General features: G+C 57.5%; 21 protein-coding genes and 3 pseudogenes. 17 read left to right on the plus strand and 7 right to left on the minus strand.

The window, feature by feature from the left end; translation table 11 throughout:
- The first annotated feature begins 995 nt into the window (after positions 1-995).
- The 4 genes and pseudogenes from QE453_RS24365 to QE453_RS24380 all read left to right on the plus strand — a co-directional run bounded on the left by QE453_RS24365 (position 996) and on the right by QE453_RS24380 (position 4,294).
- Positions 996-1,807, plus strand: a pseudogene (locus tag QE453_RS24365) (bifunctional transcriptional activator/DNA repair enzyme AdaA).
- Positions 1,808-1,823: 16 nt separating this feature from the next.
- Positions 1,824-2,746, plus strand: a pseudogene (locus QE453_RS24370) (isocitrate lyase/phosphoenolpyruvate mutase family protein).
- 889 nt (positions 2,747-3,635) lie between these two features.
- Positions 3,636-3,884 carry a type II toxin-antitoxin system VapB family antitoxin gene (locus QE453_RS24375; protein ID WP_022557064.1) on the plus strand — a complete coding sequence of 83 codons (249 nt, stop codon included), beginning with the start codon at positions 3,636-3,638 and terminating at the stop codon, positions 3,882-3,884.
- Entirely contained in the window at positions 3,881-4,294 is a 414-nt protein-coding gene (locus QE453_RS24380) for a type II toxin-antitoxin system VapC family toxin (protein WP_045534923.1), read from the plus strand. The genes QE453_RS24375 and QE453_RS24380 overlap by 4 nt, the downstream gene beginning before the upstream one ends.
- Positions 4,295-4,309: 15 nt before the next feature.
- On the opposite strand, the pseudogene QE453_RS24385 reads toward QE453_RS24380, so the two are convergent.
- Both QE453_RS24385 and QE453_RS24390 read right to left on the minus strand, forming a co-directional pair.
- A pseudogene (locus QE453_RS24385) lies at positions 4,310-5,446 on the minus strand (integrase).
- A gap of 420 nt (positions 5,447-5,866) precedes the next feature.
- Complete coding sequence (locus QE453_RS24390; RefSeq protein ID WP_022557060.1) at positions 5,867-6,388, minus strand: DUF6428 family protein; 522 nt, start codon at positions 6,386-6,388, stop codon at positions 5,867-5,869.
- A gap of 41 nt (positions 6,389-6,429) precedes the next feature.
- Between QE453_RS24390 and QE453_RS24395 the strand changes: the two genes are divergently transcribed.
- The 9 genes from QE453_RS24395 (at position 6,430) to QE453_RS24435 (ending at position 12,369) form a co-directional block, all read left to right on the plus strand.
- Positions 6,430-6,786, plus strand: coding sequence for a helix-turn-helix transcriptional regulator (locus QE453_RS24395; protein WP_022557058.1), 357 nt, complete (start codon positions 6,430-6,432; stop codon positions 6,784-6,786).
- Entirely contained in the window at positions 6,783-7,313 is a 531-nt protein-coding gene (locus QE453_RS24400) for an arsenate reductase ArsC (protein WP_309778515.1), read from the plus strand. The genes QE453_RS24395 and QE453_RS24400 overlap by 4 nt, the downstream gene beginning before the upstream one ends.
- The gene (locus QE453_RS24405; protein WP_234905377.1) at positions 7,310-7,783 is read left to right on the plus strand and encodes a GNAT family N-acetyltransferase; all 474 of its coding nucleotides are present in this window, start codon (positions 7,310-7,312) and stop codon (positions 7,781-7,783) included. Before QE453_RS24400 ends, QE453_RS24405 begins: the two co-directional genes overlap by 4 nt.
- Positions 7,759-8,799, plus strand: a complete 1,041-nt coding sequence (gene arsB / locus QE453_RS24410) for an ACR3 family arsenite efflux transporter (protein WP_022557055.1) — start codon at positions 7,759-7,761, stop codon at positions 8,797-8,799. Before QE453_RS24405 ends, arsB begins: the two co-directional genes overlap by 25 nt.
- A 5-nt stretch (positions 8,800-8,804) precedes the next feature.
- Positions 8,805-9,227, plus strand: coding sequence for an arsenate reductase (glutaredoxin) (gene arsC / locus QE453_RS24415; RefSeq protein WP_172873212.1), 423 nt, complete (start codon positions 8,805-8,807; stop codon positions 9,225-9,227).
- On the plus strand, positions 9,202-9,927 hold the full coding sequence (arsH, locus tag QE453_RS24420) for an arsenical resistance protein ArsH (RefSeq protein ID WP_022557053.1): 726 nt from the start codon (positions 9,202-9,204) through the stop codon (positions 9,925-9,927). The genes arsC and arsH overlap by 26 nt, the downstream gene beginning before the upstream one ends.
- Positions 9,924-11,129 (plus strand): arsenite efflux MFS transporter ArsK, encoded by a 1,206-nt coding sequence (arsK, locus tag QE453_RS24425; protein WP_309778519.1) that lies wholly within the window; start codon positions 9,924-9,926, stop codon positions 11,127-11,129. Before arsH ends, arsK begins: the two co-directional genes overlap by 4 nt.
- A gap of 224 nt (positions 11,130-11,353) precedes the next feature.
- On the plus strand, positions 11,354-11,815 hold the full coding sequence (locus tag QE453_RS24430) for a hypothetical protein (RefSeq protein WP_173616058.1): 462 nt from the start codon (positions 11,354-11,356) through the stop codon (positions 11,813-11,815).
- Positions 11,812-12,369, plus strand: a complete 558-nt coding sequence (locus tag QE453_RS24435; RefSeq protein WP_309778525.1) for a hypothetical protein — start codon at positions 11,812-11,814, stop codon at positions 12,367-12,369. The genes QE453_RS24430 and QE453_RS24435 overlap by 4 nt, the downstream gene beginning before the upstream one ends.
- A gap of 105 nt (positions 12,370-12,474) precedes the next feature.
- Here the strand turns inward: QE453_RS24435 and QE453_RS24440 are convergent, their stop codons facing one another.
- The 4 genes from QE453_RS24440 to repA all read right to left on the minus strand — a co-directional run bounded on the left by QE453_RS24440 (position 12,475) and on the right by repA (position 16,999).
- Complete coding sequence (locus QE453_RS24440; protein ID WP_309778527.1) at positions 12,475-12,675, minus strand: hypothetical protein; 201 nt, start codon at positions 12,673-12,675, stop codon at positions 12,475-12,477.
- Positions 12,676-13,282: 607 nt separating this feature from the next.
- On the minus strand, positions 13,283-14,497 hold the full coding sequence (repC, locus tag QE453_RS24445; RefSeq protein ID WP_309778529.1) for a plasmid replication protein RepC: 1,215 nt from the start codon (positions 14,495-14,497) through the stop codon (positions 13,283-13,285).
- Between the two features lie 196 nt (positions 14,498-14,693).
- Positions 14,694-15,719, minus strand: a complete 1,026-nt coding sequence (gene repB / locus QE453_RS24450) for a plasmid partitioning protein RepB (RefSeq protein WP_077987703.1) — start codon at positions 15,717-15,719, stop codon at positions 14,694-14,696.
- A complete protein-coding gene (gene repA / locus QE453_RS24455) occupies positions 15,716-16,999 on the minus strand; it encodes a plasmid partitioning protein RepA (RefSeq protein ID WP_309778530.1) in 1,284 nt (427 codons plus the stop codon). The genes repB and repA overlap by 4 nt, the downstream gene beginning before the upstream one ends.
- A gap of 637 nt (positions 17,000-17,636) precedes the next feature.
- Between repA and QE453_RS24460 the strand changes: the two genes are divergently transcribed.
- From QE453_RS24460 to QE453_RS24475, 4 genes are all read left to right on the plus strand, one after another.
- Positions 17,637-18,536: a hypothetical protein gene (locus QE453_RS24460; RefSeq protein ID WP_309778531.1), complete on the plus strand. Its 900-nt coding sequence runs from the start codon at positions 17,637-17,639 to the stop codon at positions 18,534-18,536.
- Positions 18,537-18,593: 57 nt separating this feature from the next.
- Entirely contained in the window at positions 18,594-18,998 is a 405-nt protein-coding gene (locus QE453_RS24465) for a GFA family protein (RefSeq protein WP_309778533.1), read from the plus strand.
- Between the two features lie 117 nt (positions 18,999-19,115).
- On the plus strand, positions 19,116-20,513 hold the full coding sequence (locus tag QE453_RS24470) for a cache domain-containing protein (protein WP_309778535.1): 1,398 nt from the start codon (positions 19,116-19,118) through the stop codon (positions 20,511-20,513).
- A complete protein-coding gene (locus QE453_RS24475; protein ID WP_142187321.1) occupies positions 20,510-21,142 on the plus strand; it encodes a response regulator transcription factor in 633 nt (210 codons plus the stop codon). Before QE453_RS24470 ends, QE453_RS24475 begins: the two co-directional genes overlap by 4 nt.
- A 66-nt stretch (positions 21,143-21,208) precedes the next feature.
- Here QE453_RS24475 and QE453_RS24480 read toward each other — a convergent pair whose 3' ends face one another.
- Positions 21,209-22,321, minus strand: a complete 1,113-nt coding sequence (locus tag QE453_RS24480; protein WP_309778537.1) for a TRAP transporter substrate-binding protein — start codon at positions 22,319-22,321, stop codon at positions 21,209-21,211.
- Positions 22,322-22,373 lie beyond the last annotated feature (52 nt).

Here is a 22,373-nt window from a genome sequence, read left to right on the forward strand (position 1 = left end):
TTGCTATATGGCCAGTTCCGACGCTTGCCTTGAAATTTAAATTAGCTCTGGTCTTGTCCGGGAATAGGTCCGAGTAGCAACGTTGAAAGCAACCATTCCTCCCCTGGCGGACCGTCCGCAACCTCCAGAGCCAGCACTCTAGTGTAAAGCGCAGTACCGAAGTCCCGCGCGGTCACGAACGAGTTCAACCCGGATGGTGGAAACCTTGTCAGCTGACAAGGTTTACGGCGTTAGTCGTGTCCGTGGTGCACCGTCAGAGAACCGAGCGGCTGCGAATTTTTTCGCATTTCCTCAGTAGAATGCGCTGCCGGCTGACAAGGTTTCGCAGTGGTAGTCTGCTCCAGGCTTGTCGAAGTACCACTTTTTCACGGACCGGTGCATCTCGGATTAGACGAGAACCTTGTCAGCTGACAAGGTTCTGCGGCGGTAGTCAGGTCCCGTGTACAGCATCAGAGAACCGAGCGACCGCGAATATTGCATTACTTCGGTGGCAAAAACCTTGCCAGCTGACAAGGTTTTGGTGTCCGACCTAAACCGGACTATCCTAACGCAGTGCGTCCGGGCCTACTTCAACAGGCTTGCCGTGAATGGGGTCGCTGGCGCGGTTTCCTAGATCCCACAGGCGTTGAGCAAAGAATCTCAGCAGTAGCGCCTCGGGCGCCGGCAGGGCAGGGAATGCCCGGTAATAGCGAGGGCGGTTGGTGTGATCGCTTTGATATCCAAAAGATCAGACCGGATCGGCGTGCAGATCGTCTGGAAGACGGACTTGTGAGGTGGCGTCGCTGGTTCTCCAACAAGATGTTTGCCTTCATGGAAGAAGCGACATTGGCCAATGGCAATATCATGTTGGAGAACCTGCGTGGCAGGGTAGGGGACCGGTTGCGCAAACGGATTGAAGCTGTTGGAGCGGCGGAAGCGCGGAATTTGATCCGGTCAACGCGGAAAGATGAATAGACGCCCGAAAGCCGGCGGTGTGGCAAGGCTAGGAATTCCGCATCATATTTGATCTTCCGGACCCTGACACACTCTACGCAGCTTTACTGGCCCGAAATGAACGTTTCGATGGTCAAGTCTTCGTGTGTCGCTTCAACCGGCGTTTTTCGTCATCTAACCTTCCCTGCGCGAAAACCTAAGCGCGAAAACGCGTCAACGGCGGCTCCGCCAAGGATTGGAGACGCTGGCCGTTGGCAGGAAAGTTGTTTTGGCTCAACACGAGGCCAGCTTTGAATCTGCCAGCGCGTTTCGCGCCGCTTTAGCGCGTCTACTCGGCCAATCTCCATCGCAGTTGCAATCGGCCAAGCAGCTACGGGCAACATGGATAACGACGCCGCTCGGCGACATGATCGCCGTGAGTAGTCAGAGCCATCTGCGTCTTTTTGGAATTCGTGGATCGAAAAGGTCTGCCTGCAGAGCTCAAAAAGCTCCAGCAGGTGTCCAAAGAGGGTATCCGTATCGGTAGCATGCCCCTCTTGGAGCAGGCCACGGCAGAACTCACTGAGTATCTTGCGGCGCGTTGCGACAGGTTTTCAACACCACTTGCGATGTCCGCCAACCCCTTCACTCAACACGTGTGGGACGTATTGCGCGAAATACCAGCTCTCGAGCCCGAACCTATTCCGAAATTGCACGTCAGATCGGTCGCCCCACCGCAATTCGGGCGGTGGCACGTGCCACTGGTGCCAATCAAATAGCTCTCATGATTCCATGTCACAGGGTCATCGGAGCAGACGGATCTTTGACGGGATATGACGGAGGCCTCTGGCGCAAGCGGCGGCTGATCGAATCGAACGACAACATAAAACAGTAATTAAGGAATACCCTGCATGACATCCCAAATCTACAAAGCCCAGTATTTTCGAAGCTTACATAAACCGTCGAACCCGCTGTTTCTCTACAATGTCTGGGATGCCGGAAGTGCCCTTGCGGTGGCGCGCGCTGGTTCAAAAGCTGTTGCGACCAGCAGCTGGTCCGTTGCTGCTGCCCAAGGTTACGCAGATGGCCAACAGCTTCCCTTTGAGGAGATGCTTGCAGTTGTCACGAGAATCGCAAAATCGGTGAAGCTACCGGTCACCGTCAATTTTGAGGGTAGGTATGCTGCCGATCCTGAAATTGTCGGGCAGAACGTCCGAAGGTTACTAGAACTACGCATTGTCGGCTTCAATTTTGAGGACCAGATCGTGGATGGCCCCGGCCTCTATGGTGTTGAGGATCAGGCTGCTCGGTTACTCGCGGCTCGCCGTTCAGCCGATTCTACCGGTGTTCCAGCATTCATCAATGCCCGGACAGGCGTCTTCCTAAAAGCCGATCAGGGCACCGCACACGCTGATTTAGTCGAGGAGGCGCTTGTCCGCGAGAAGCATATGCAACGGCCGGCGCTGACGGCTTTCTCGTTCCTGGATTGACAGATGATGCGTTGAACCGCCGAGTCTGTGACGCGGCAACAATGCCTGTTAATTTGATGACAACTAGCAGCCAGGACGTCCATAGGTTGACCGAGTTGGCCGTGGCCGGCATCACTTTAGGACCGGCACCATATATCGCTCTCATCTCTGCCGTTGAAGAAGAAGCGAACGCTCTTCTGTACCTTGGAAGAATGTTCCGGAAATTAGCTTATCCCCTTGGCCCTTTAGTGCTCAGCAGCCACTTCGTCGATCTGCACCTCATGGACCTGTCGTCGGTGGAGAAGCGTGGCGTAGTCGATAGGGCATTTTGTGGCGAACTGATTGGCAGATGCCGCTTGCCATGATTTTCGCACGCGTTCTTCAGGTGTTTTGTAAAGAACGGAGGCGAATTGGTCAGTTACAGGCGCGCTACATGATTCAAACGCAGCCTCACCAGAGGCGAGAAGCGACGCCAGATGGGCGGGAGACCAGTTAGTTGCGCAGATGTACACTGGTGACCGTGCGCGGCCGCAAAGGCTGGGATTAGGGGCGTAGCGGGGACGCAGATTTGCAACCCATCGGACTGCGCTGGAATTTGTTGAACGTGGCGATACCTTCGGCCAAGAAAGGCCGGTTCTACCTTCGCCCGCGACTGAGGTGCGGGAACCGCTTCAGGGAAGGACCAACTGCCGTCAAGAATTTCTGCTGCGGCCCACGAGCCTTGCCGCGCAATTCCAACTAGCGGTAATCGGGATACAATTAGCGGTCTTGCCCGAGCAGTCGCCAAACTTCACGTGAACCGGTCCGTCACCCTCCTTATTGGCGGTCAGATTGTTGGGGGTATATAGGTTGGTGTCGTTTTTCTCGACATAGCCTGCGGCATTGTAGGCACTGATGATTTTCGCGCGCGATCTTCGGAGTGCTTTGTGCAGATAACGAATGCGCGAGAAATTGAACAGTTGCAAGCGTGTTTTATGACCTAATGCAGGCCCGCGACCCTCGAGATCCGAGGTCGGACGGCGGTCTGGTTAAAACCAGCGTGAAATGCGTTTCGGTGGCCGTCTACGGCGAAATTGCTTGGCGTATGGCGTCCGGGGGAGGGTACGTGTTGGTCTCCACGCGGGACGGCCGTGCATGATGGACGAAAACACAGGCCGCCAAATCAGAAACACCGGATAGCCATCAAAATGGCAGATGCCATCTTGATGGCTATTTCGTTCTAAGTTAAATTTGATCCAGAGGAAGGAGCACTTAATGGTAACCCCGCAACTATCTGTCCGCAGTTCCAAAGCGCGCGACCTTGCCCATAAGCTCGCCCGCCGAGAAAATCGCACGATTGCCGAAATCGTCGAGCGCGCGCTCGAATCCTATGAGGCTCGAGAGGCGGGACGTGAACCCGCTGCGAAATTCTATAGCCGTCTTTCATCCCAGTCGGGTACGGATATGGATTTCGACAGTATCATCAATGAAAACAGACGCGCGCACAAAGGCGTAGAGCTTTGATTTTTCTGGACACGAATGTGATGTCTGAGACTTTTAAGAAAGCTCCCGATTCTGCGGTCATAGCATGGCTGGTTCGCCACGATGCCGAATTGGCATTGCCGACGGTTGCAGTTGCTGAGATCGCATTTGGTATTCAAAAGATCAGGCCGGATCAGCGAGCAGATCGCTTGGAAGAAGGACTTGTGAGCTGGCGTCGCCGGTTCTCGGACAAGATGTTCGCCTTCACGGAAGAAGCAGCATTGGCCTATGGCGATATCATGGGAGACGCTGCGCGGCAGGGGAGGAGGATGTCGGCTCCGGACGGCATGATCGCGGCGATAGCGCGGATCAATGGTGGCCGGTTGGCGACCAGAAACCTCAAAGATTTCGAAACAACAGGACTTGAATTGATCTCGCCTTGGCAATTCTAACAGTGATAGCGGATCCTACAACAATCGGGCCGCACGCCCGCTTCGCTTTGTCGCGTTGTTGCAGTAGCTGGACGCCTGTTGCACTGATCGATGGCGCGACTGTATCCATCGCCTCAGGCAGCGGAATGCCGCGATCGGCGGCCTCCGTCAAATATCCTGACCGCAAACCGTGCGCAGAAAACTCCCCGGGATCCAACCCCGCCATTTCCGCCCGATGTTTAAGGATCGCGTCGATCGACTGCGGATCGAGCGCCCGGCGCGAGACCGTTCCCCACCTTCCGATGCCCCGAAACACGCTTCCCATATCGATCCTGGCGGCCGTCAGCCCGGCATTCAATGCCTCGACAGGCCGGCCTGTGAGATAGACGACTTCGTCGTCCTCTCCGGTCGTCGTTTTGGTCCGCCCAAGATGAATTGCCAAAGAGGGTAGGGGAGGGCTGTCAGGCACCTCGATCGGTGTTTCCTCGGTCAGTTGCTCCATGCGGAGGCCTGCGATCTCGCTGCACAGGCGACCATCAAAATCGCTCTGTCCCCGATGTCACGCAAGCTGTCACTTGCGCACATGGCGAGCAGCATTTGCAGGATGTCCCCCGTGACCGCTTTTGCGCTTTATCGACGACGCTTTCGTGGAACGGCGCGGACCGCGAGCCGGATCACCTGTTTGAGGGAAGGGGAGGAGAAGGGTCCGGATAAGCCGCGCCATTGGGTCATGGTCGACCAACCCGCAAGCTGGCGCCGCAGAGTATCGGGGGCGTGCGGGCCGATGGATTTCAGGAAACCCTGGCGTCTGAGGTTTGCCTCAACGTCATCAGGCATGCCGTGGTCGGGGTCGCTGGCACGCTTCTCCGGATCCCACAAATGGTGGGCGACGAATTTCAGCAGCAGCGCCTCGGGTGCCGGCCAGGGGAGTGATTTTTTGGTCGCCGCCAATCCCCAGGCTTCGATATACGCCAGATCGGAGGTCAGCGCCCGCAGCGTGTTGTCGCCCATGCCCTGGTTGACCAGATGTTTTAGCGTTTCGACATCCTGGTCAGTCAGAAGTTCGGCGAGTTCGTCCCTGCGCTCGATTGGCAGCACCGATGCGATCGTGTCGAGCTCGACAGCGCGCCGCTCGCTGTTAGACAGGGAAGCTTGGTTGCGCGGTTTCGACATCAATCGATCTCGACGTCCGGCCGCCAGCGGCGAATGATTTGAATGATCTCCGGTTTGTAAGCCTCGGGGTAAACAAGATCCTCTTCGCGCGAGAAAAGTGAAGACTGTCACCATGTCTTCGCAGACGTCGCGATCGACGTCGGCAAGGTCTGTGAGATTAAAGTCGCCATGCACGTCTGCGTTCCACCAGGCAAGAATGAAGTTGGCGACCCTCCAGCTCTGGCCGGTATCGCCATGGGGACGTTGAGCAACTTTTCCAGCGCGAAGCGGACGCGATCTTCCATGTTTTGAAGCCTTTGCAGAGCGTGATTTGGCCCAGGTTAAGTGTGTCGGCTGTCCTAATCGAGCGGATTCTAACTCGCTGATTCAAAAGAACAAGGCGTTCTCCCAATTCGCCGGATTGACCCTAATTGGGCGGACTCAGGAGCAGCACGAGCCCGTCTGTTGTGTTGGGCCAGAGCACGCCGAGGCCTTCCGATTTTCTTCGGCGAGCCATCGATCGTGCGGCTTACAGCTCGCTGGCCGCGGTACCAGGTCTACATGTACCGCACCGCTGTGCAGGGCGGGGGCCGCCGCACAGTAAAGCTGCATCGGCCGGACGCCGTCACTGACTTCGAAGGTCAACTTGGCCGATCCATCGAGCCGCAGATGCTCCGATACCTTGCGGAAGATGGCGGCGAACTTGCCGGCCGGCATATGCGAGCGGTCGTCTTCGTGGATGTCCCACAGCTGTACGAAGATTTCAGACCATTCTTCGTGCTCGGCGCCACAGTCGAGTGCTGCGAACTGTCCCGCCTTCACCTCGGTCACGTGATAGCCACCTTTCACCGGGCGGCCGTCGTAGGAGAAGATCAACGGCAGATCCCGGACGCCGTCGAGGGTGTCGAGCAGGTGGCCAAGGCTGATATCCGTTTCGAGAAAGGGCTTGTCGAGTGCGTTCATTTCGGCTACTCCTGTTTCAATAATTCAAGGATTGTAGAAATATGGAAGAACGTCAAGCCCTAATGTCATTTGCGGCACTGTCGCAGGAAACAAGGCTGCATATTGTCCGCATGCTGGTGGTAGCCGGTCCGGACGGAATGGCTGCCGGTGCTATTGCCGAAAAGGCAGAGGTCTCGCCCTCCAACGTGTCTTTTCATCTGAAGGAGCTGGAACGCGCCGGGCTGATCAACCAGCAGCGGGAATCCCGTTCGATTATCTACACCGCCAATTACGATGGGCTGGGCGCGCTGGTTCGCTTCCTGATGGAAGACTGCTGCGCCGGGCACCCGGAGATATGCGCACCGGCCACCGAGGTCGCCGCCTGCTGCGCGCCAACCGCAAAGGAGAACCTACAATGACCGCTGATCGCGTTTATAACGTCCTGTTTCTCTGCACCGGCAATTCGGCCCGTTCGATCCTCGCCGAGTCCATCTTGAATGGGGAAGGCAAGGGCCGATTCCGCGCTTTCTCCGCTGGCAGCCAGCCCAAGGGCGAGGTCCATCCGCTTGCTTTGGATACGCTGCGAAGCCTCGGATACGAGGCAACGGGGTTCAGCTCAAAAAGCTGGGATGTCTTCGCGGAGCCTGGCGCGCCGCAAATGGATTTCATCTTCACGGTCTGCGACAATGCCGCTGGCGAAGCCTGTCCGATCTGGATCGGCCACCCGATGACTGCCCACTGGGGCGTTGAAGATCCGGCAGCCGTCGAAGGTTCTGTGGTTGAGAAGGGCCAGGCCTTCTCCCAAGCCGCCCGCTACCTCAAGAACCGGATCACCGCGTTTGTGAATCTGCCCCTCGCGTCGATCGACAAGCTGGCGCTGGAAACTCAGCTCCGCACGATCGGCACGATGGAAGGCAGCACCAGCCGTAAGGGCGACGTCGCGTGAGCGACGTTTTGGATCAGCAGCCGGCCAGCGGGCGCGATCAGGACCTCCAGGCAGCACTGCAGGCGGCGGGACTTCCGATCGACGATCTGGAGCAAAGCGGGCGCACCTTCTTTCGCTTTGCGGACCGGGCCCAGATTATCGGCTTCGCTGGGCTGGAGCCCTATGGAGACTACGCGCTGTTGCGCTCTGTGGTCGCCCTGCCCGACCAACGCAGACGCGGTTATGGCGAAGCCATTTCACGCCAGATGCTTGACCAGGCAGCGCGCGATGGTGCCCCCACCCTTTACCTGCTGACAGAAACGGCCACTGCATTCTTTGATTATTTTGGGCTTCGTGAAGGTCGATCGCACAAGCGCGCCGGCCGCAATCTTGCAAACAGGCCAGGCGGCAAGCCTTTTCCCGGCCTCCGCCGGCCTGTTTGCCAAGACTATCCAAGGGTAAAATCATGTCCACGTTTGAACGCTATCTGACGGTGTGGGTCATCGCCTGCATCGTCGTCGGGGTGACCCTCGGCCACCTTACGCCCGGGGCCTTCCAGACGATCGGCGCGGCCGAAGTCGCGAAGGTCAACCTGCCAGTGGCAGTGCTGATCTGGCTGATGATCATCCCAATGCTGCTCAAGATCGATTTCGCGTCCCTCGGGCAGGTCGGCCGCCACTGGCGAGGGATCGGCGTTACCCTGTTCATCAACTGGGCATTAAAACCGTTTTCGATGGCGCTGCTTGGCTGGCTGTTTATCGGCTATCTGTTCCGGCCTTACCTGCCGGCAGGCCAGATCGATTCCTATATCGCTGGCCTGATCATCCTTGCGGCCGCGCCCTGCACCGCCATGGTGTTCGTCTGGTCGAACCTGACCAAAGGCGAGCCGCATTTCACGCTGAGCCAGGTCGCGTTAAACGATGTGATCATGGTGTTGGCCTTCGCACCGATCGTCGGGCTGCTACTCGGCCTTTCGGCCATTACGGTCCCGTGGAATACTCTTATCCTGTCGGTCGTGCTCTATATCGTCCTGCCGGTAATCTCGGCGCAAATCCTGCGTCGGCTGACCGACGTAAACCGTCTCGCTGCCAGGTTGCAGCCGGTATCCCTGGTCGCTCTACTGGCGACCCTGATATTATTGTTCGGCTTTCAAGGCGAGCAGATCTTCGCGCAGCCGGGCGTGATCGCCCTGTTGGCCGTGCCGATCCTCATCCAGGTCTATTTCAACTCCGGCCTGGCCTACCTTCTCAACCGCGCGAGTGGGGAGCAGCACTGCGTTGCAGGCCCTTCCGCTCTCATTGGCGCATCCAACTTCTTTGAACTGGCGGTGGCAGCGGCCATCAGCCTGTTCGGTTTCGATTCCGGAGCAGCCCTGGCGACCGTCGTAGGCGTGCTGATCGAAGTGCCGGTCATGCTGTCAGTGGTCTGGATCGTCAACCGCAGCAAGGGCTGGTACGAGCGCGGCGCCGCCGTCCGCTCCTCCACTTCCACCATCGAAAGGGCCTGACGACCATGGACGTCACAATATATCACAACCCCGCCTGCGGAACGTCGCGCAACACCCTTGAGATGATCCGCAACGCCGGCATTGAGCCCACGGTGATCGAATACCTGAAAACCCCGCCGACGCGCGCACAGCTTGTGCAGATGATCGCTGATGCCGGCCTGACGGTGCGCGGCGCCATCCGTAAAAAGGGCACGCCCTATGCGGAGTTGAACCTCGACAATCCGGAGCTGAGCGACGATCAGCTGCTCAACGCGATGCTTAAAAACCCGATTCTAATCAACCGGCCTCTGGTCGTGACGCCGCTTGGCACGCGCTTGGCACGACCATCCGAAGTGGTGCTGGACATTCTGCCCGACACCCACAAGGGCGCCTTCACCAAAGAAGATGGTGAGCAGGTCCTCGATGCGGAGGGCAAACGCATTGTCTGATCTTCCTGCCGCATCCCTCTCGCATCTTTGTCAGCCAGATTTGGGCGCCCTGCGTCCTCCATTCTCATCGCACAAGCCGCGCATTCTGATCCTCTATGGTTCCCTGCGCGCCGTATCTTATAGCCGGCTCCTGGCGAATGAGGCGGCGCGCCTGCTCGAACATTTTGGCTGCGAGGTTCGGATCTTCAATCCAGCGGGCCTGCCGCTTCCCGATGCGGCGCCGGTGAGCCATCCACAGGTGCAGGAGCTGCGTGAGCTTTCTGCCTGGTCGGAAGGCCAAGTCTGGATTAGTCCGGAACGCCACGGCGCCATGACCGGTATCATGAAGGCGCAGATCGACTGGCTCCCGCTTTCGGTTGGTTCGGTGCGGCCGACGCAGGGCAAGACCCTGGCCGTTATGCAGGTTTCCGGTGGTTCGCAGTCGTTCAATGCGGTCAACCAGCTACGGGTCCTCGGTCGCTGGATGCGGATGATCACCATCCCGAACCAGTCGTCGGTGGCCAAGGCTTTCCAAGAGTTCGACACCGACGGCCGCATGAAGCCGTCTTCCTATTATGATCGCGTCGTCGACGTCTGCGAGGAACTGGTGAAGTTCACGATCCTGACCCGTGACGTCTCTGCCTACCTCACCGATCGCTACAGCGAGCGAAAAGAAGAAGCCGAAAAGCTGGAGCAGCGCGTGAGCCTGAAATCCATATGAGCGAGCGCGCTCCCGTCGCCGCTATTGTCGCGCTCGGTGTCACGCAGAACATCGGTTACGGCACCCTCTATTACAGCTTCAGCATCCTAGCACCCGACATGGCCGCGGATTTTGCCTGGTCGACCGAGTGGATCTTCGGAGCGCTATCGGTTGCGCTCCTGATCGGCGGCCTGACGGCGCCTTGGCTCGGCGGCTTGTTCGACCGCATTGGGGCCGGACGGATCATGACCATAGGGTCGGCGATCGCCGCCGTCGCCCTTGCAGCCTGCGCTTTTGCAACAAGCAAGTCGGCCTACGTCGTTGCCCTTATCGCAATCCAGGTGGCAGCCAACCTGGTGCAGTACGGCGCCGCGTTCGCGCTCCTGGTCCAGATCAGACCGCATGTGGCCTCGCGCAGTATTACCTACCTGACGCTGCTCGCCGGCTTCGCCTCCACGATGTTCTGGCCAATCACGACGGCTCTCCATGCGCACATCTCCTGGCAAAATATTTATCTGCTTTATGCCGGTCTGAACCTGTTCATATGTCTGCCGATCCACGCCTGGCTTTCGCACGGCGTTACCGCGCGCCGGTCGACGACCAAAGCTCCGCCGCAGCGGGTTGAAGGAATACTGCCACCAGAACAACGCCGCGCTGGCTTCGCACTGATGGTCACGGCGTTTTCGCTGCTGTCGCTCTCCAGCGCGGCTTTATTGGTGCATATGGTGCCGTTGCTCTCCGGTCTCGGACTCGGCACCACGGCCGCCCTGGTCGGTACGCTCTTCGGCCCATCCCAGGTTGCCAGCCGCCTCATCAACATGGTGTTCGGCAAGAACTTGCCGGCGCTTTCTCTGGCGATTGTCGCGGCCGTCCTGATTCCCGGCGGCACTCTGATCCTGTTGGCGCTCGCCCCGTCGGTACCCGGCGCCATGGTGTTTGCGGTGATTTTCGGCATGGGCAACGGCCTGCTGAGCATCGTCGCCGGCACTCTACCTCTGTACCTGTTCGGCAGTGATGGCTATGGCAAGCTGCAGGGAAAGACCATGGCGTCCAAGCTGGTGCTGTCGGCCTTGGCGCCGTTCGTGATGGCGTCCGCGATGGCGAATTTCAGCATCCCCGTCTCTCTAATAGTCGTAGCCATACTTGGCGGCGCAGCGATCGTCATGTTCGGACTGATCTTCCCGTTGCAGCGGGCCACCCGGACCGTTCTCACCTCCGGATAGCGCGAGGCGTTGGCGGCAAGGGTTTCGCCATCGTAGTCGCGCCACTTGCCGCCGTGGTCTCTCGGGTTCTCCCGAAGCGACTGACTGAATTTTCTCAAGTCACGCCTGATTGAAAGAGGAGAAACATATATGGAATCAAACAGGATCTACTTCGAAGGTAATCCCTGGCCAGAGGGACATCCAATCAAAGAGCTTTATGGTCAGCAAAAGAGATCGACGGAGAAGTGTGGTTCGACATTCATCTCGAGACGGCAAATTACAATTCAGAGCGCGATATAAAAGATAAGGAAAGCTCGAACTACACCAGCGACTGGGACACGCCTTACTCTTGGGAAAACTATCAATCCTGCATAATGTCGTCGGATGACTGGCACAATGGCGGATTTAGAATCTGCTCCAAGGATGAATATACGCCGGAGTTTCTCGACGGCCTCGAACTGCTTATTGACCCCAGCCCGGAAACGATAACAGACCGGAATGATTTCGCGTTTCAGATATACCTGCTCGGCCATGATACGGTTGCCAAGCACAAAATCAAATTCGACCGGATCGGCAATTCCAATCGTTTCAAGATCACGTGGTTTGGCAAGATCGCACGAACATACGTTGGAGACCACGATTTCAAGTACAATTTTTCGGTCATGGTGACATCGGCTGATTTTCCTCAGCTGACCGAAACACTATGATTTCAACCGGCAAAACGAATTTGGGTGTTCTTGCATTGCTCATCGGCAGTTTTGGATCAACTTCGGCAGAATCCGGAAGGCCCGCGCCTGGGCTGGATGTCGATCGAACTCAAACCATTCGCTTGTTGGAGGCCACGCCTGCTCCGTGCGCCGAGATCACGTTCGGTCTAATTTCAGTGGCGCTATCGCACCGGTACCTTGAGACTCTCGCCAACTCGTCTCCGCGTCAACCGCGGAGCGAAGCTGACCGGCTCGGAAAAATTCGGGGTAAGCGCGCAGAAGAGCTGCTTGAAGCGCTCAAACCGAAGGCTCGTTTAACCGATTGTTTAGGAAGAGCCGATGGAACTGCCGGGGCCGACTGGACGTACCTGGTGCTCGAGCTGATCGAGAAGGGGAGAGCGGCAGTATTCATCGACAACGGAAAACCAGTTCGCACCGTACAAATTCGCTATTTGGGAATGCGTTGCGGTGACCATTGCGGCCGCGGTGACATATTCGTATCCACCCCCGATGCCCCGCGCCCATTTCTGATATTGAACTGGTGGGCTTCATGAGCCTGTTATCAATCCTCATGCTGACCTGCGTTGAACGGCTCGTTCTTTCGACGCGCTACCCCCCTCGGGAGCGACATTGACGATTCTGTCGGGTGAAGGTGCAGTTCATTGGCGCAGCAAGCGCGGCGAGCGCAGGTCGTACGGGATGAGCATGGCGCAGGGGAACACTCGGCCCGGGAAGCGGGATATCTCGTTCAAGTTAGGCGCGAATGAAATCCTGTCGCCAGCGATACCTGCACGGTCGCTGGAAGCGAGGAAACTGTCGGTAAATCGTAAGCGCTGTGTCGCCCGCACTTTGTCCATCATGCTCTGTCTTCTCGAAGGCTTGCACCAGAGGAGACGGCAAGTTCGCGCCAATGGGAAGATTTTGGTTTACGCAAAACTTCCCGATCTCCGACGTCGCAACAGGGGGCCAAACAAGTGTCTGGCACGGTCGGCCTAGATCGAGGCTCTTGCCGCCCAGCGCCTAGAAAACGAGAACAGCTACGGGTCACCAAGCAGCGCCCGGCCGCCTGCCGACGTGACATTGCCAGGCTGAGTCCCCGCAGGGATAGGCGACGAGGATCGGGGCTGGGAGCAGATTTCGGTCATGTTGAAACCAATGACGGCACGACATCCGAGCACGCCTTGTATCGACGAACTGAAATTCATGGGTGTCCGCGATCGCCCCACCGTGGTTAGCATCGATGCATTCTAGTCCGCGACAGAACTTGGCACTATGTGCTGGTCCCCCCACTACGATCCTACGCGTCAATTCTCACCTACGAGTCTGGCTCAGTACAGCCACCAGTGTCTCCTCGACCGAGGGTATTCGCACAGTAACCTGCGCTCCGCCTAGAATTCACGGTCCGTTTCGCTTCAGCTTGCCTGGAGGAACAATTTTTGTTCCCCCCGCACTTATGTTGCCTCAACATTACCCAGTGGCTTTGACGTTGTGGCCCCCAGCACGCAGCAGAGCCATTAGGACCGGACCAAGTGAAAATTCGCCTCGCTTAGCCTTGCTTGTCAAATCTCTGAGATATCCGCCCGGTGAATTAATGTGACCACCGCGCTCCAAAATGCAGGCAATCGTCACCGCCGCGTTCTCTGGGCCCATTGCCTCGCAGGCTTCCTGATATGCAGACGGGCTGACCCCAAGCATGGATCTGACGACCACTGCGGCTGTCATGAGTTCACGCCAGTTCCGAATTTGACCATCGGGCCCATAGTTTGAAATTTCGGGGCAGGCCCGCAGCACAAGTCCGATTGGGAAAGCCTTGATCGGCACATGCTGCGGCTGCCTGTCCTCACTCGGCTTTGCTCCCTGCTCTTTTCCAGAGCTAGGTTCAAGTTCATTAGGCGGGTTGGTATTTGAATTCTGTATGTGACGCTCAATATGAGCATCATTGGCGTTCATTTTTGATGAAAAGTCTCCGAAATTCAGGAGCTTGACGATATCCTCGCGTAGACTACTCATCCTGAGACCAAGATCGCCGAGTTCAGCCAGGGTGGGATTGCGCGGAATTTCTCCCACGATCGCGATATAGCGCTCCTCTATTCCGTCCCAATCGCCTGCTGCCCCTTCTTCAACAGCTGCAGTGATCAGCTTGCGGATATCCCGCCGGCAGATCGTCAGATTTTCCTTTGCCTGTCTAAAGGCGATCCGATCGGCAGCAACCTGCTGTGCGAGGCACGCAAGCTCCTCAGCTCGCATAAGAAGAGGTGATATGTCGAATCCGTACGCATGCTCGATCGAGCCATCGTCGCCTTTTCTCGCGTAGCGTTTCCCGTTGGCGCTATCCTTGCGGATAATCAAGCCGGCATCAACGAGGGCCGCAAGATGCCGGCGCAAGGTCGCGCCTGCAATGCCATGGGCACGAATTGACAGCTGAATGTTCGAGGGAAAGACGACGAGCTGCGCGTCTTGGCGCAGTTCGTTCTCCGGATAGAAGCTCAAAAGCGCATCGAGAACCGCGAGGCTGCGATCCTGCAGACCAAGCACCTCTCGAGCTTCAGATGCGTCGCGAAAAACCTTCCACTTGTTTGCCGATTTACCTTCCTCGATCCTGGTCGTGGCAATTTGCCGCCTCACAAGCGCAAGGGTAACCTGTCGCCGCCCAAAGGGCGTCGTTACTTGTCCACCTTCCATGTCCTCGCCTCTCAAAAGGCAAAAGAAAAACGCTCACCAAAACGGTGCCAAAGACTCTTGACTAGGATTCATGGAAATGCGATTCTCAAGCTCTCACACAACGAGAAGGGCTTCCATGACGGCAACGTTTCGGGGGCCTTTTTCTTTTGCGCGCTTTCCTTCCTGAATTCGTGTCGAAATCCGCTTGCGGCTTCGATCAGTTCTTAGACTTCTCACGACTGAAGCGCTCAGCCAGCGTCGGCAACTCCGATTCGATAAAGCTCAGGAATTCCTTCGCTGACGCTGTGTGCGCTGAAATACGAACCTCGTTCGCGGTACGAACAAGCCTGCCCAGTTGCTCGCCTGCGGGTCCAGCAATGGACTTTCCAGTGTCCTTCTGGGGGGCCTCAGGTTTGAGAGCATTGAATGCTGCAAGAAACTTCTGGTCCGATCCCAGGCGCTTTTCGGCGCTGCCGGATAAAACATTCCTCAATGCATCGTGGAGATCCGGCCTTTCGGAATAGTTCTTTGCAAAGTCGGCCCACCTCGGGCGACCGACCTTGCCCGCCCGCCCGATTGCTTCGATGATTTCGGTCGGGACGACACGGTAGACGGACCGCATGCGAGCGAGTTCGGGGTCATCGATAGACAGCGCAGCCTTGATATCCCGAGGCTTTACACCAGCATCATCCATGCGACGGGCGAAGAGGGCGCGCTCGATCCAGGTCAGATCCTGGCGATCAGCATTTTCAATACCCTGTGCGATAGCAAGTTCGACGTCGGAAATCTCGACCTCGATCGCCTTGACCGGAATTCCAAGGTCTCTGGCTGCCTGGAGCCGGCGGTGGCCGTAGATCACCTGATAGCGGTCAGGAGACGAAGGTGATTTGCGGACCTGTATGGGAACCTTCTGGCCTTCGGACCGTATCGAGTTCCGGAACGCCTCGAAATCGGCCGCATCATCGTCAGGAAGACGATCAGGAAAGGGCGAGGGGTCGATACTTAAGGGATCGAGTTCGCGGATCGTGCCTCCGCCGGCTTCGACCAGAGCCTTCAGGCGGTCGCGTTCAGATTTGATGTCGTCGATCGCCCGATGCGCCGCACCGATCACGCCTGCGCCCACTCGCGCAGTTGGCACGGGCTGGGGAGCGGGGGTCGGGTTCTCGGTCGAGAGCCGGTTTTCCAACTCGGCAGAAAGCAAACCGAAGTTTGCCACAATCGATTTGCGCGACTTGCTCGTCATGTACGCCCCCAACTTGTGTTGATGAGTTTCACGATCGCTTCGTTCACGGCGTCAACCGCCTCGCGAGCACGTTTATGCGTGTCACGACCGATTTGGCCCATTTCGAGTTCATAGATGGAGCGCTTCGCAAGCCCCGCTGCTTCCACAGCCGTGCTCTCGATCAAGGTCGGCAGGAGGACATCCGTGCCAAACAGATGACGCATCATCGCGACTACCTGCGACTGCGGCGCGTCGTTCGGATCGTGGCGGGTAACCAGATAGCGAATGAAATCCTGATCGAGTTGTGCGCCGCTTTCGTTCAGCACGCTGATCAGGTCTCCCATCATCAACAGGAACTGGCTCATCGAAGCCACGTCAAGCATTGCCGGATGGACGGTGATGATCATGCTGGTGGCGGCGTAGATCGCGCTGAGGGTGAGGAACCCAAGGGAAGGAGGGGTATCGAGAATCACGACGTCGTAGTCCTGATCCACCTCGGCCAATGCCAGTTTCAAGCGCTCGAAGAAAATTGCCCCTGAGCCGGATTTCTGCGCCAGAACCCTGGGCGTCTCGTGCTCATATTCCATGACCTCGAGGTTGCCCGGTATCAGGTCGATGCCGTCGAAATATGTTTTGCGAATGATGTCGCGGATCGGCCGACGCTCTGCATCGTCATAGCGCAACGCCGCATAGATCGTCTCATTGGCGCCTACGTCAAATTCAGGCTGGGCGCCGAAGAGAGCGGAAAGTGACGCCTGCGGGTCGAGATCCAGTGCGAGGACACGATAGCCCTGCAAGGCCAGATAGTGCGCGAGGTGGACGCAGGTCGTGGTCTTGGCACTGCCGCCCTTGAAGTTGGCGATTGCCACCACCTGAAGGTGTTCACCCTCGCGGCGCCGGGGCAAAAATCTCAATGCATCGGCAGGCTTCTGGCTTGCGAAAAGCTCCCGCAATTCGTTGATCTGGGCCAGGGTGTAGACGCGATGATTGTTTTCCAGCCGTCCGGGAACAGGACCGCGCCCCTCACTCGAAAGAAGTTTCAGGGTTGAATCAGGAATGGACGTCAGTTTGGATACTTCGTTGGTCAGGAAGGGGCGCAGGCTTTTCTCTGACTTAGGCGGATACATGCGTGTTCGCAGTTCCTGCAATTGCTGCGACAAAAGGCTTGCGTGACGTGCTATCTTGCCGCCCGCATCTTCCTTCTGCAAAATCGCCGCTTCGATCTTATTCGCTATCGCCATATCGTCCCCTTGGCGGGCAAAGTTCGGTTTGCCGACTAAATCCCGCCAAAGATACAACATGATTCTCGCGCTACGTCCAGAGATAAGGGTTTATCGACCCTCAAGGGGATCATCTGCCGTTGAGGCCGTGACGCTGAAACGGCTACAACCTGTCGCGTAAATTGCTGGTCGCCGCGGCCTGTCTAAAAACGCGTTGCGGTCATCTATCCGAACTTATGTTTTCACTATTGCCTGCATTGCCTCGGCCGCCCAAGACATGAGATCAAGATTCCAGGGCGTGACAGACTATTGCACGATCTGGCCGAGATGGCGCTTCCTGACGAGAGCCCGCGAAACCGGCGCAGCGACCACCGAAGATACGTCTCGTCCGCGAACGCCTTTGGCGACGCTACTACTTGTCAAAAACGGCAGCATCAAAATCGACAGCTTTCGCACGGCTCTCGGCCCTGATGCCGGGGTGCCGGGGTGCCGGGGACGAATGCTCTCCATGTCTTCGTGTCGCCACCGTCTGAGCCGTTGACGGCAAGTCGGCTCTCGAACTCCGTCGTCGCAAGCCCGATCGCCATCATCATGAGTTCCCTTGCATTCGTCGGTCAGCTTCTGTCGGGGATTGTCTCGCGGACGGTTAGCGACGCGTTTAGTTTTTTAAAATTCGTGCACTGGACGCAACCGGGCCCGCGGCGGATCGTTTTCTGAAATGGACGACGAACAAGAGCATCAGCCCAACAACCGAGTTTTGGAAACAGTGTCGTTTCCGTTTGACCGCATGACCGTCGCACGGTTCCGAGAGACTTTTCCCAAGGCGCGATGGAGCGACCGCCTAAAGGCGTGGACGGTTCCCGGCAGCACCGCGCGGCGCCGGATTGACCGGTGGCTGGCGTCGGAAGCCGACCGCAAGGCTCCCTTCGAAGAGGAGAGGGGACGTGACCTCTTCGAGTTTGAGCCTATACTGAGCCCATACCTGGAGGTCCACGGCGGCGGTTTACGCGTCCGAACGCCCTATTCCCGTGAGGTCGTTGACGAACTTCGACAAATTTCCTTCGCCCGCTGGAACGGTGAAGCCAAAGCTTGGGAAGTGCCCTTTGCATTCTATGAGGAACTACAGAGCCGATGGGAAGCTATTGAAGATGCTGCAAAACGGGCCGAACCAGAGGAAAGACGCAAGAGAGCCCAAGCCAGAAGAGGCACGGAGGAAGAAGCCAGGACAAAGCGGCGCGCGACGGAACGCAGGAAGAAAAGGCTTCCCGTTGCAAGTGACGAAATGCCGCCCCTAGGACGACCGGTGGCTACGCCTGCCTATGGAGTAGTTGTCGCCACCGAAGTGACCGGAGAACTTGTCGATCCGGCAGAGGTCGCAGAGCACCATCCTGGCGTCAGCGATGAACATGTGTGGGTACTGTGGCGATTGCCCACACTGGAAGAGCTGATTCACACCTGGCCGGCACAACACGAACCGATCCAGTTTGATAGGAACCGCGGTTGGTGGCAGCCGACACTGGATGAATTGCGGGATGCGAGACGGCAGGCGAAAATGCGCGAACGACGCAAGCGCAAGGACGGCCACGCCCACGACGGGGCGCGGGCGGGGCAGATTTAATGTCGAACTGGGAGGGCATCCTCGACGTTTCAATAGCAACAATGAAAGGAGCCTCACATGCACGTCGATGGCGCATGCCAATGCCGAAAGATCACGTATGAAGCCGAGATTGACCCGCAGGACGTCGCAATCTGCCACTGTACCGACTGCCAGAGGTTGACCGGCTCCGCGTATAGAGTGACCGTCAGCACACACCGCAACCGCTTCCAGATCACGTCCGGTACGCCCAGACTTTACGTGAAAACCGCCGACAACGGCAGCCGGCGCCTCCAGTTCTTCTGTGCCGACTGCGGATCGCCCGTCTACACGACCGGAGAGCATGAGGATGGAGAGCAGATTGGGATCAGACTGGGAACGGTGAACCAGCGTCAGCAACTCAGGCCCCGTTCGCAGATCTGGTGCTCTTCGGCTTTGCCATGGGCGCAGAGCCTGGCCGATCTTCCGGGTCGAGCGAAAGACTAAGCGTCGGTCAAAAAGGCTTGTTGCGGCATCCTGGTCACGGGCCCGGGGATGCTCGACTTGCAGCGCGAACTGTTGTTAGGTGATGATGCGTCGGAGCGAATGTGTCGGAGGGGCCGCATGAGACTCAGGAACCAGATCCTTGCACTGGCAATAGGGCCCCTTGTTCTTGCTATTATCGTTATCACGGCGCTCATCACCTGGCAGTCCATGACGCTGGCACGCACCAGTATCGATGCGTTCGAGCGAAACATGCTTGCGGCAAAAGAGGCTGAACTTCTCAACCTCACCAATCTCGCCCTTTCCGCGATCCGTTCGGTCTACGATAAAGCGGGACCGGATGACGAAACCGCCAAGGAAGAGGTCAAGCGTATTCTGACGGACCTCGATTATGGCAGGGACGGTTATTTCTTCGTTTATGACTATGATGGGCTAAATGTCGTTCATCCGCGGCAGAATTTCCGCCCCGGCAATAACTGGCTCGATCTCTATGATCCTGACGGCAACCGGGTCATCTACGATTTGATTCAGAAAGCCAAGGAAGGGGGCGGGCTCGTCCAGTACAAATGGGAGAAGCCTTCCACACGCAAGATGGCTGACAAGCTTTCTTTCGCCGCCGGTCTCGACAAATGGCGCTGGATGATCGGCACAGGAGTCTATCTTGATGATGTTTTCGCGGCTACCGCGGCGGCCAAGGAAGAACTACGTCACTCCATCACATGGAATTTCCTGATTGTTGCATTGTTTTCGGTCCCTGCGGTGCTGCTGGTGTTTGCCACATGTATGGTGCTCAATCTGCGCCAGCAACGGCTGGCAGACGGGCGTCTCAAGGCGTTGATGCAGAGGGTGATCGATACTCAGGAAGAGGAACGCCTGCGCATCGCTCGCGAGTTGCACGACGGCATTTCCCAAAACCTGGTCGGCGTCCGGTTTGCAATCGATCTTGCGCGCCGCAAGGTGACGCCGGAAAACACGGGCGCTGTCGAAGCGATTGGAAAGGGTGCGTCGGCATTGACCGAGGCAATCAAGGAGGTCCGTCGTATCTCTCATGATTTGCGACCCCGCGTTCTCGACGATTTGGGGTTGTCTGCGGCGCTGGAAGCATTGATTTCAAGCTTTTCAGAACGAACCGGCATCGCGGCCACGCTTGAGTCCGTGGCTTTCAAGCACATGCTGCTTCCTGAAGCACGCGTCGCCCTTTATCGTGTTGCGCAGGAAGCGCTCACCAATATCGAGCGCCATTCCGATGCAACGCAGGTGACCATCAGGTTCTCCAGTCGGGATGAAAGGGTGCAGATGGTCGTCAGCGATAATGGCCGCGGATTTCCAGCCGCCCGGACAGAGAAGGAGATGCCGGCCAGCAAAGGCCTTGGCTTGAGAAACATGCAGGAACGCATGACCCATTTCGGGGGCAGGCTTGAAGTCGAAAGCTCCGCAAAAGGCACTGTTCTGCGCGCGGTCCTGCCACTTACCGCCATGAAGGATCGAGGCCAACGTCTGCAGGAGGCTGCAGAGTGAACCGTCATTCGATCCGTGTCCTTCTCGTCGATAATCACCCTCTGGTTCTGGACGGGTTGAAGGCTGTGCTTGAGACGTATGAGCATATTGAGGTCGTTGGGACCGCGGCCTCTGCCACGGCGGGTATTGATACGGCTGTCGCCACGCAACCCCATGTCGTACTGATGGATATAAACATGCCACAGATTAATGGCATCGATGCTCTTGAGCTCTTCAGGGAGAAGCAGCTTTCCTCTCGGGTGCTGATGTTGTCCATGCATGACAGCCGGGAATATATATCGACGTCGGTCATGTATGGTGCTGCCGGTTATATCCTCAAAGACGTGGCGATCGAAGAAATCGTGGTGGCAATCGAGACCGTGGCCGCCGGCGGAACCTATTTTTCCTCAGGTGTCCGCGATGTCCTTATGGAGGGATCGTCCGGTAGGCTGAAGGAGCTGACGACACGTGAGCAGGACGTTCTGCTTCTGATCGCACGGGGCAAAAGTAACCGCGATGCTGCTGTGGCGCTCGATATCTCCGAGCGCACGATGGAAACCCATCGCAAGAACATCAAGCGGAAGCTTGATATCGCGACGACCGCCGGCCTTATTCGCTATGCGGTAGATAACGGGCTCATCAAAGAATAAGACGAGGCTGAAAATCGGGTCCCGAAAATGTCGCCATCCCGGGGCCCGATACACGTTTATGCGGGCTTATTTCCCTGTCGTCTGCATCGCATAGCCGTAGCTGTCATAGGTGTATTCGGCAACGCGGAACCACTCAAAGCTCTCATCTCGAAACTTCTTCCAGCCAGGATAGATCTTGGCCCATGCCGGGTGCTTCTGGGTGTATTCGTCGTAGAGTTCGAAGGTCGCCTTGTAGGCGGCGTCGAGTACATCCCGGGGCAGCGGTCGAAGCTGCGTGCCCTTGGACACCAGCGTGCGGATCGCGTCCTTGTTCTTGACGTCGTAGAGCGCCTGCATGTTGATATTGGCGGCCTTGCAAGCGGTGTCCAGCGCTGCCTTGTATTCATCGGGCAGGGCCGCATATTGATCCTTGTTGACGAAGAAGTGGATCGTCAGTCCACCCTCCCAGAACGCGGGGTAATAATAATAGGGCGCGATCTGGTAGAACCCGAGCTTTTCGTCGTCGTAGGGGCCAACCCACTCAGCAGCGTCGATGGTTCCACGCTCCAGCGCGGGATAAATGTCGCCGCCCGGAAGCTGCTGGGGCACGGCACCGAGCTTGGCCAGCACCTGTCCAGCAACGCCGGCAATGCGCATCTTGAGGCCCTTGATATCCTCGAGACCCTTGATTTCCTTGCGATACCAGCCGCCCATCTGGGCACCCGTCGCACCACCGGGAATGCCGATGACGCCATAGTCGGACAGGAACTCGTTGTAAGCTTCGTTTCCGCCGCCGTGATAAAGCCAGGCATTTTGCTGTCGGGCGTTCAGGCCGAACGGAATGGTCGAGCCGATGGCGAAAGTCGGATCCTTGCCGGTGAAATAATATCCGCAGGTATGGGAGATTTCGACGGTATTCGCTTTTACCGCGTCGATCGCCTGAGCGCCGGGGACGATCTCGCCTGCTTGGAAAACCTGGATTTCGAACTTGCCTCCCGTTATCGCCTTCAGGGCGTTGGACATGACTACGGCACCGCCGTAGATCGTATCCAGATTATTCGGGAAGCCTGACGTGAGACGCCAACGAATGTTGGGCAAAGATTGGGCTATGGCCGGCGTTGCCAGTGTGGAAACGGCCGCAGCCGCCCCTGCCAGCACGCCGCCCGACAATAGTTGCCGGCGACCTGGGTTGACCTTCATGAATTACCTCCTCCTTCTTTGGATGTTTCCGGCGTTTGGCGCGCCGGCAGGC

The sequence above is a fragment of the Agrobacterium sp. SORGH_AS_0440 genome, from assembly GCF_031453135.1.
Taxonomy (GTDB): Bacteria; Pseudomonadota; Alphaproteobacteria; order Rhizobiales; family Rhizobiaceae; genus Agrobacterium; species Agrobacterium pusense.

What these genes read in the sequence shown, in the direction of transcription:
- QE453_RS24375 (WP_022557064.1), top strand. Translation starts at nt 3,636, where the DNA reads ATGGTAACCCCGCAACTATCTGTCCGCAGTTCCAAAGCGCGCGACCTT.
- QE453_RS24390 (WP_022557060.1), bottom strand. Translation starts at nt 6,388, where the DNA reads ATGAACGCACTCGACAAGCCCTTTCTCGAAACGGATATCAGCCTTGGC.
- QE453_RS24395 (WP_022557058.1), top strand. Translation starts at nt 6,430, where the DNA reads ATGGAAGAACGTCAAGCCCTAATGTCATTTGCGGCACTGTCGCAGGAA.
- QE453_RS24400 (WP_309778515.1), top strand. Translation starts at nt 6,783, where the DNA reads ATGACCGCTGATCGCGTTTATAACGTCCTGTTTCTCTGCACCGGCAAT.
- arsB (WP_022557055.1), top strand. Translation starts at nt 7,759, where the DNA reads ATGTCCACGTTTGAACGCTATCTGACGGTGTGGGTCATCGCCTGCATC.
- arsC (WP_172873212.1), top strand. Translation starts at nt 8,805, where the DNA reads ATGGACGTCACAATATATCACAACCCCGCCTGCGGAACGTCGCGCAAC.
- arsH (WP_022557053.1), top strand. Translation starts at nt 9,202, where the DNA reads ATGCGGAGGGCAAACGCATTGTCTGATCTTCCTGCCGCATCCCTCTCG.
- arsK (WP_309778519.1), top strand. Translation starts at nt 9,924, where the DNA reads ATGAGCGAGCGCGCTCCCGTCGCCGCTATTGTCGCGCTCGGTGTCACG.
- QE453_RS24435 (WP_309778525.1), top strand. Translation starts at nt 11,812, where the DNA reads ATGATTTCAACCGGCAAAACGAATTTGGGTGTTCTTGCATTGCTCATC.
- QE453_RS24440 (WP_309778527.1), bottom strand. Translation starts at nt 12,675, where the DNA reads ATGATGGACAAAGTGCGGGCGACACAGCGCTTACGATTTACCGACAGT.
- repC (WP_309778529.1), bottom strand. Translation starts at nt 14,497, where the DNA reads ATGGAAGGTGGACAAGTAACGACGCCCTTTGGGCGGCGACAGGTTACC.
- repB (WP_077987703.1), bottom strand. Translation starts at nt 15,719, where the DNA reads ATGACGAGCAAGTCGCGCAAATCGATTGTGGCAAACTTCGGTTTGCTT.
- repA (WP_309778530.1), bottom strand. Translation starts at nt 16,999, where the DNA reads ATGTTGTATCTTTGGCGGGATTTAGTCGGCAAACCGAACTTTGCCCGC.
- QE453_RS24460 (WP_309778531.1), top strand. Translation starts at nt 17,637, where the DNA reads ATGGACGACGAACAAGAGCATCAGCCCAACAACCGAGTTTTGGAAACA.
- QE453_RS24465 (WP_309778533.1), top strand. Translation starts at nt 18,594, where the DNA reads ATGCACGTCGATGGCGCATGCCAATGCCGAAAGATCACGTATGAAGCC.
- QE453_RS24470 (WP_309778535.1), top strand. Translation starts at nt 19,116, where the DNA reads ATGAGACTCAGGAACCAGATCCTTGCACTGGCAATAGGGCCCCTTGTT.
- QE453_RS24480 (WP_309778537.1), bottom strand. Translation starts at nt 22,321, where the DNA reads ATGAAGGTCAACCCAGGTCGCCGGCAACTATTGTCGGGCGGCGTGCTG.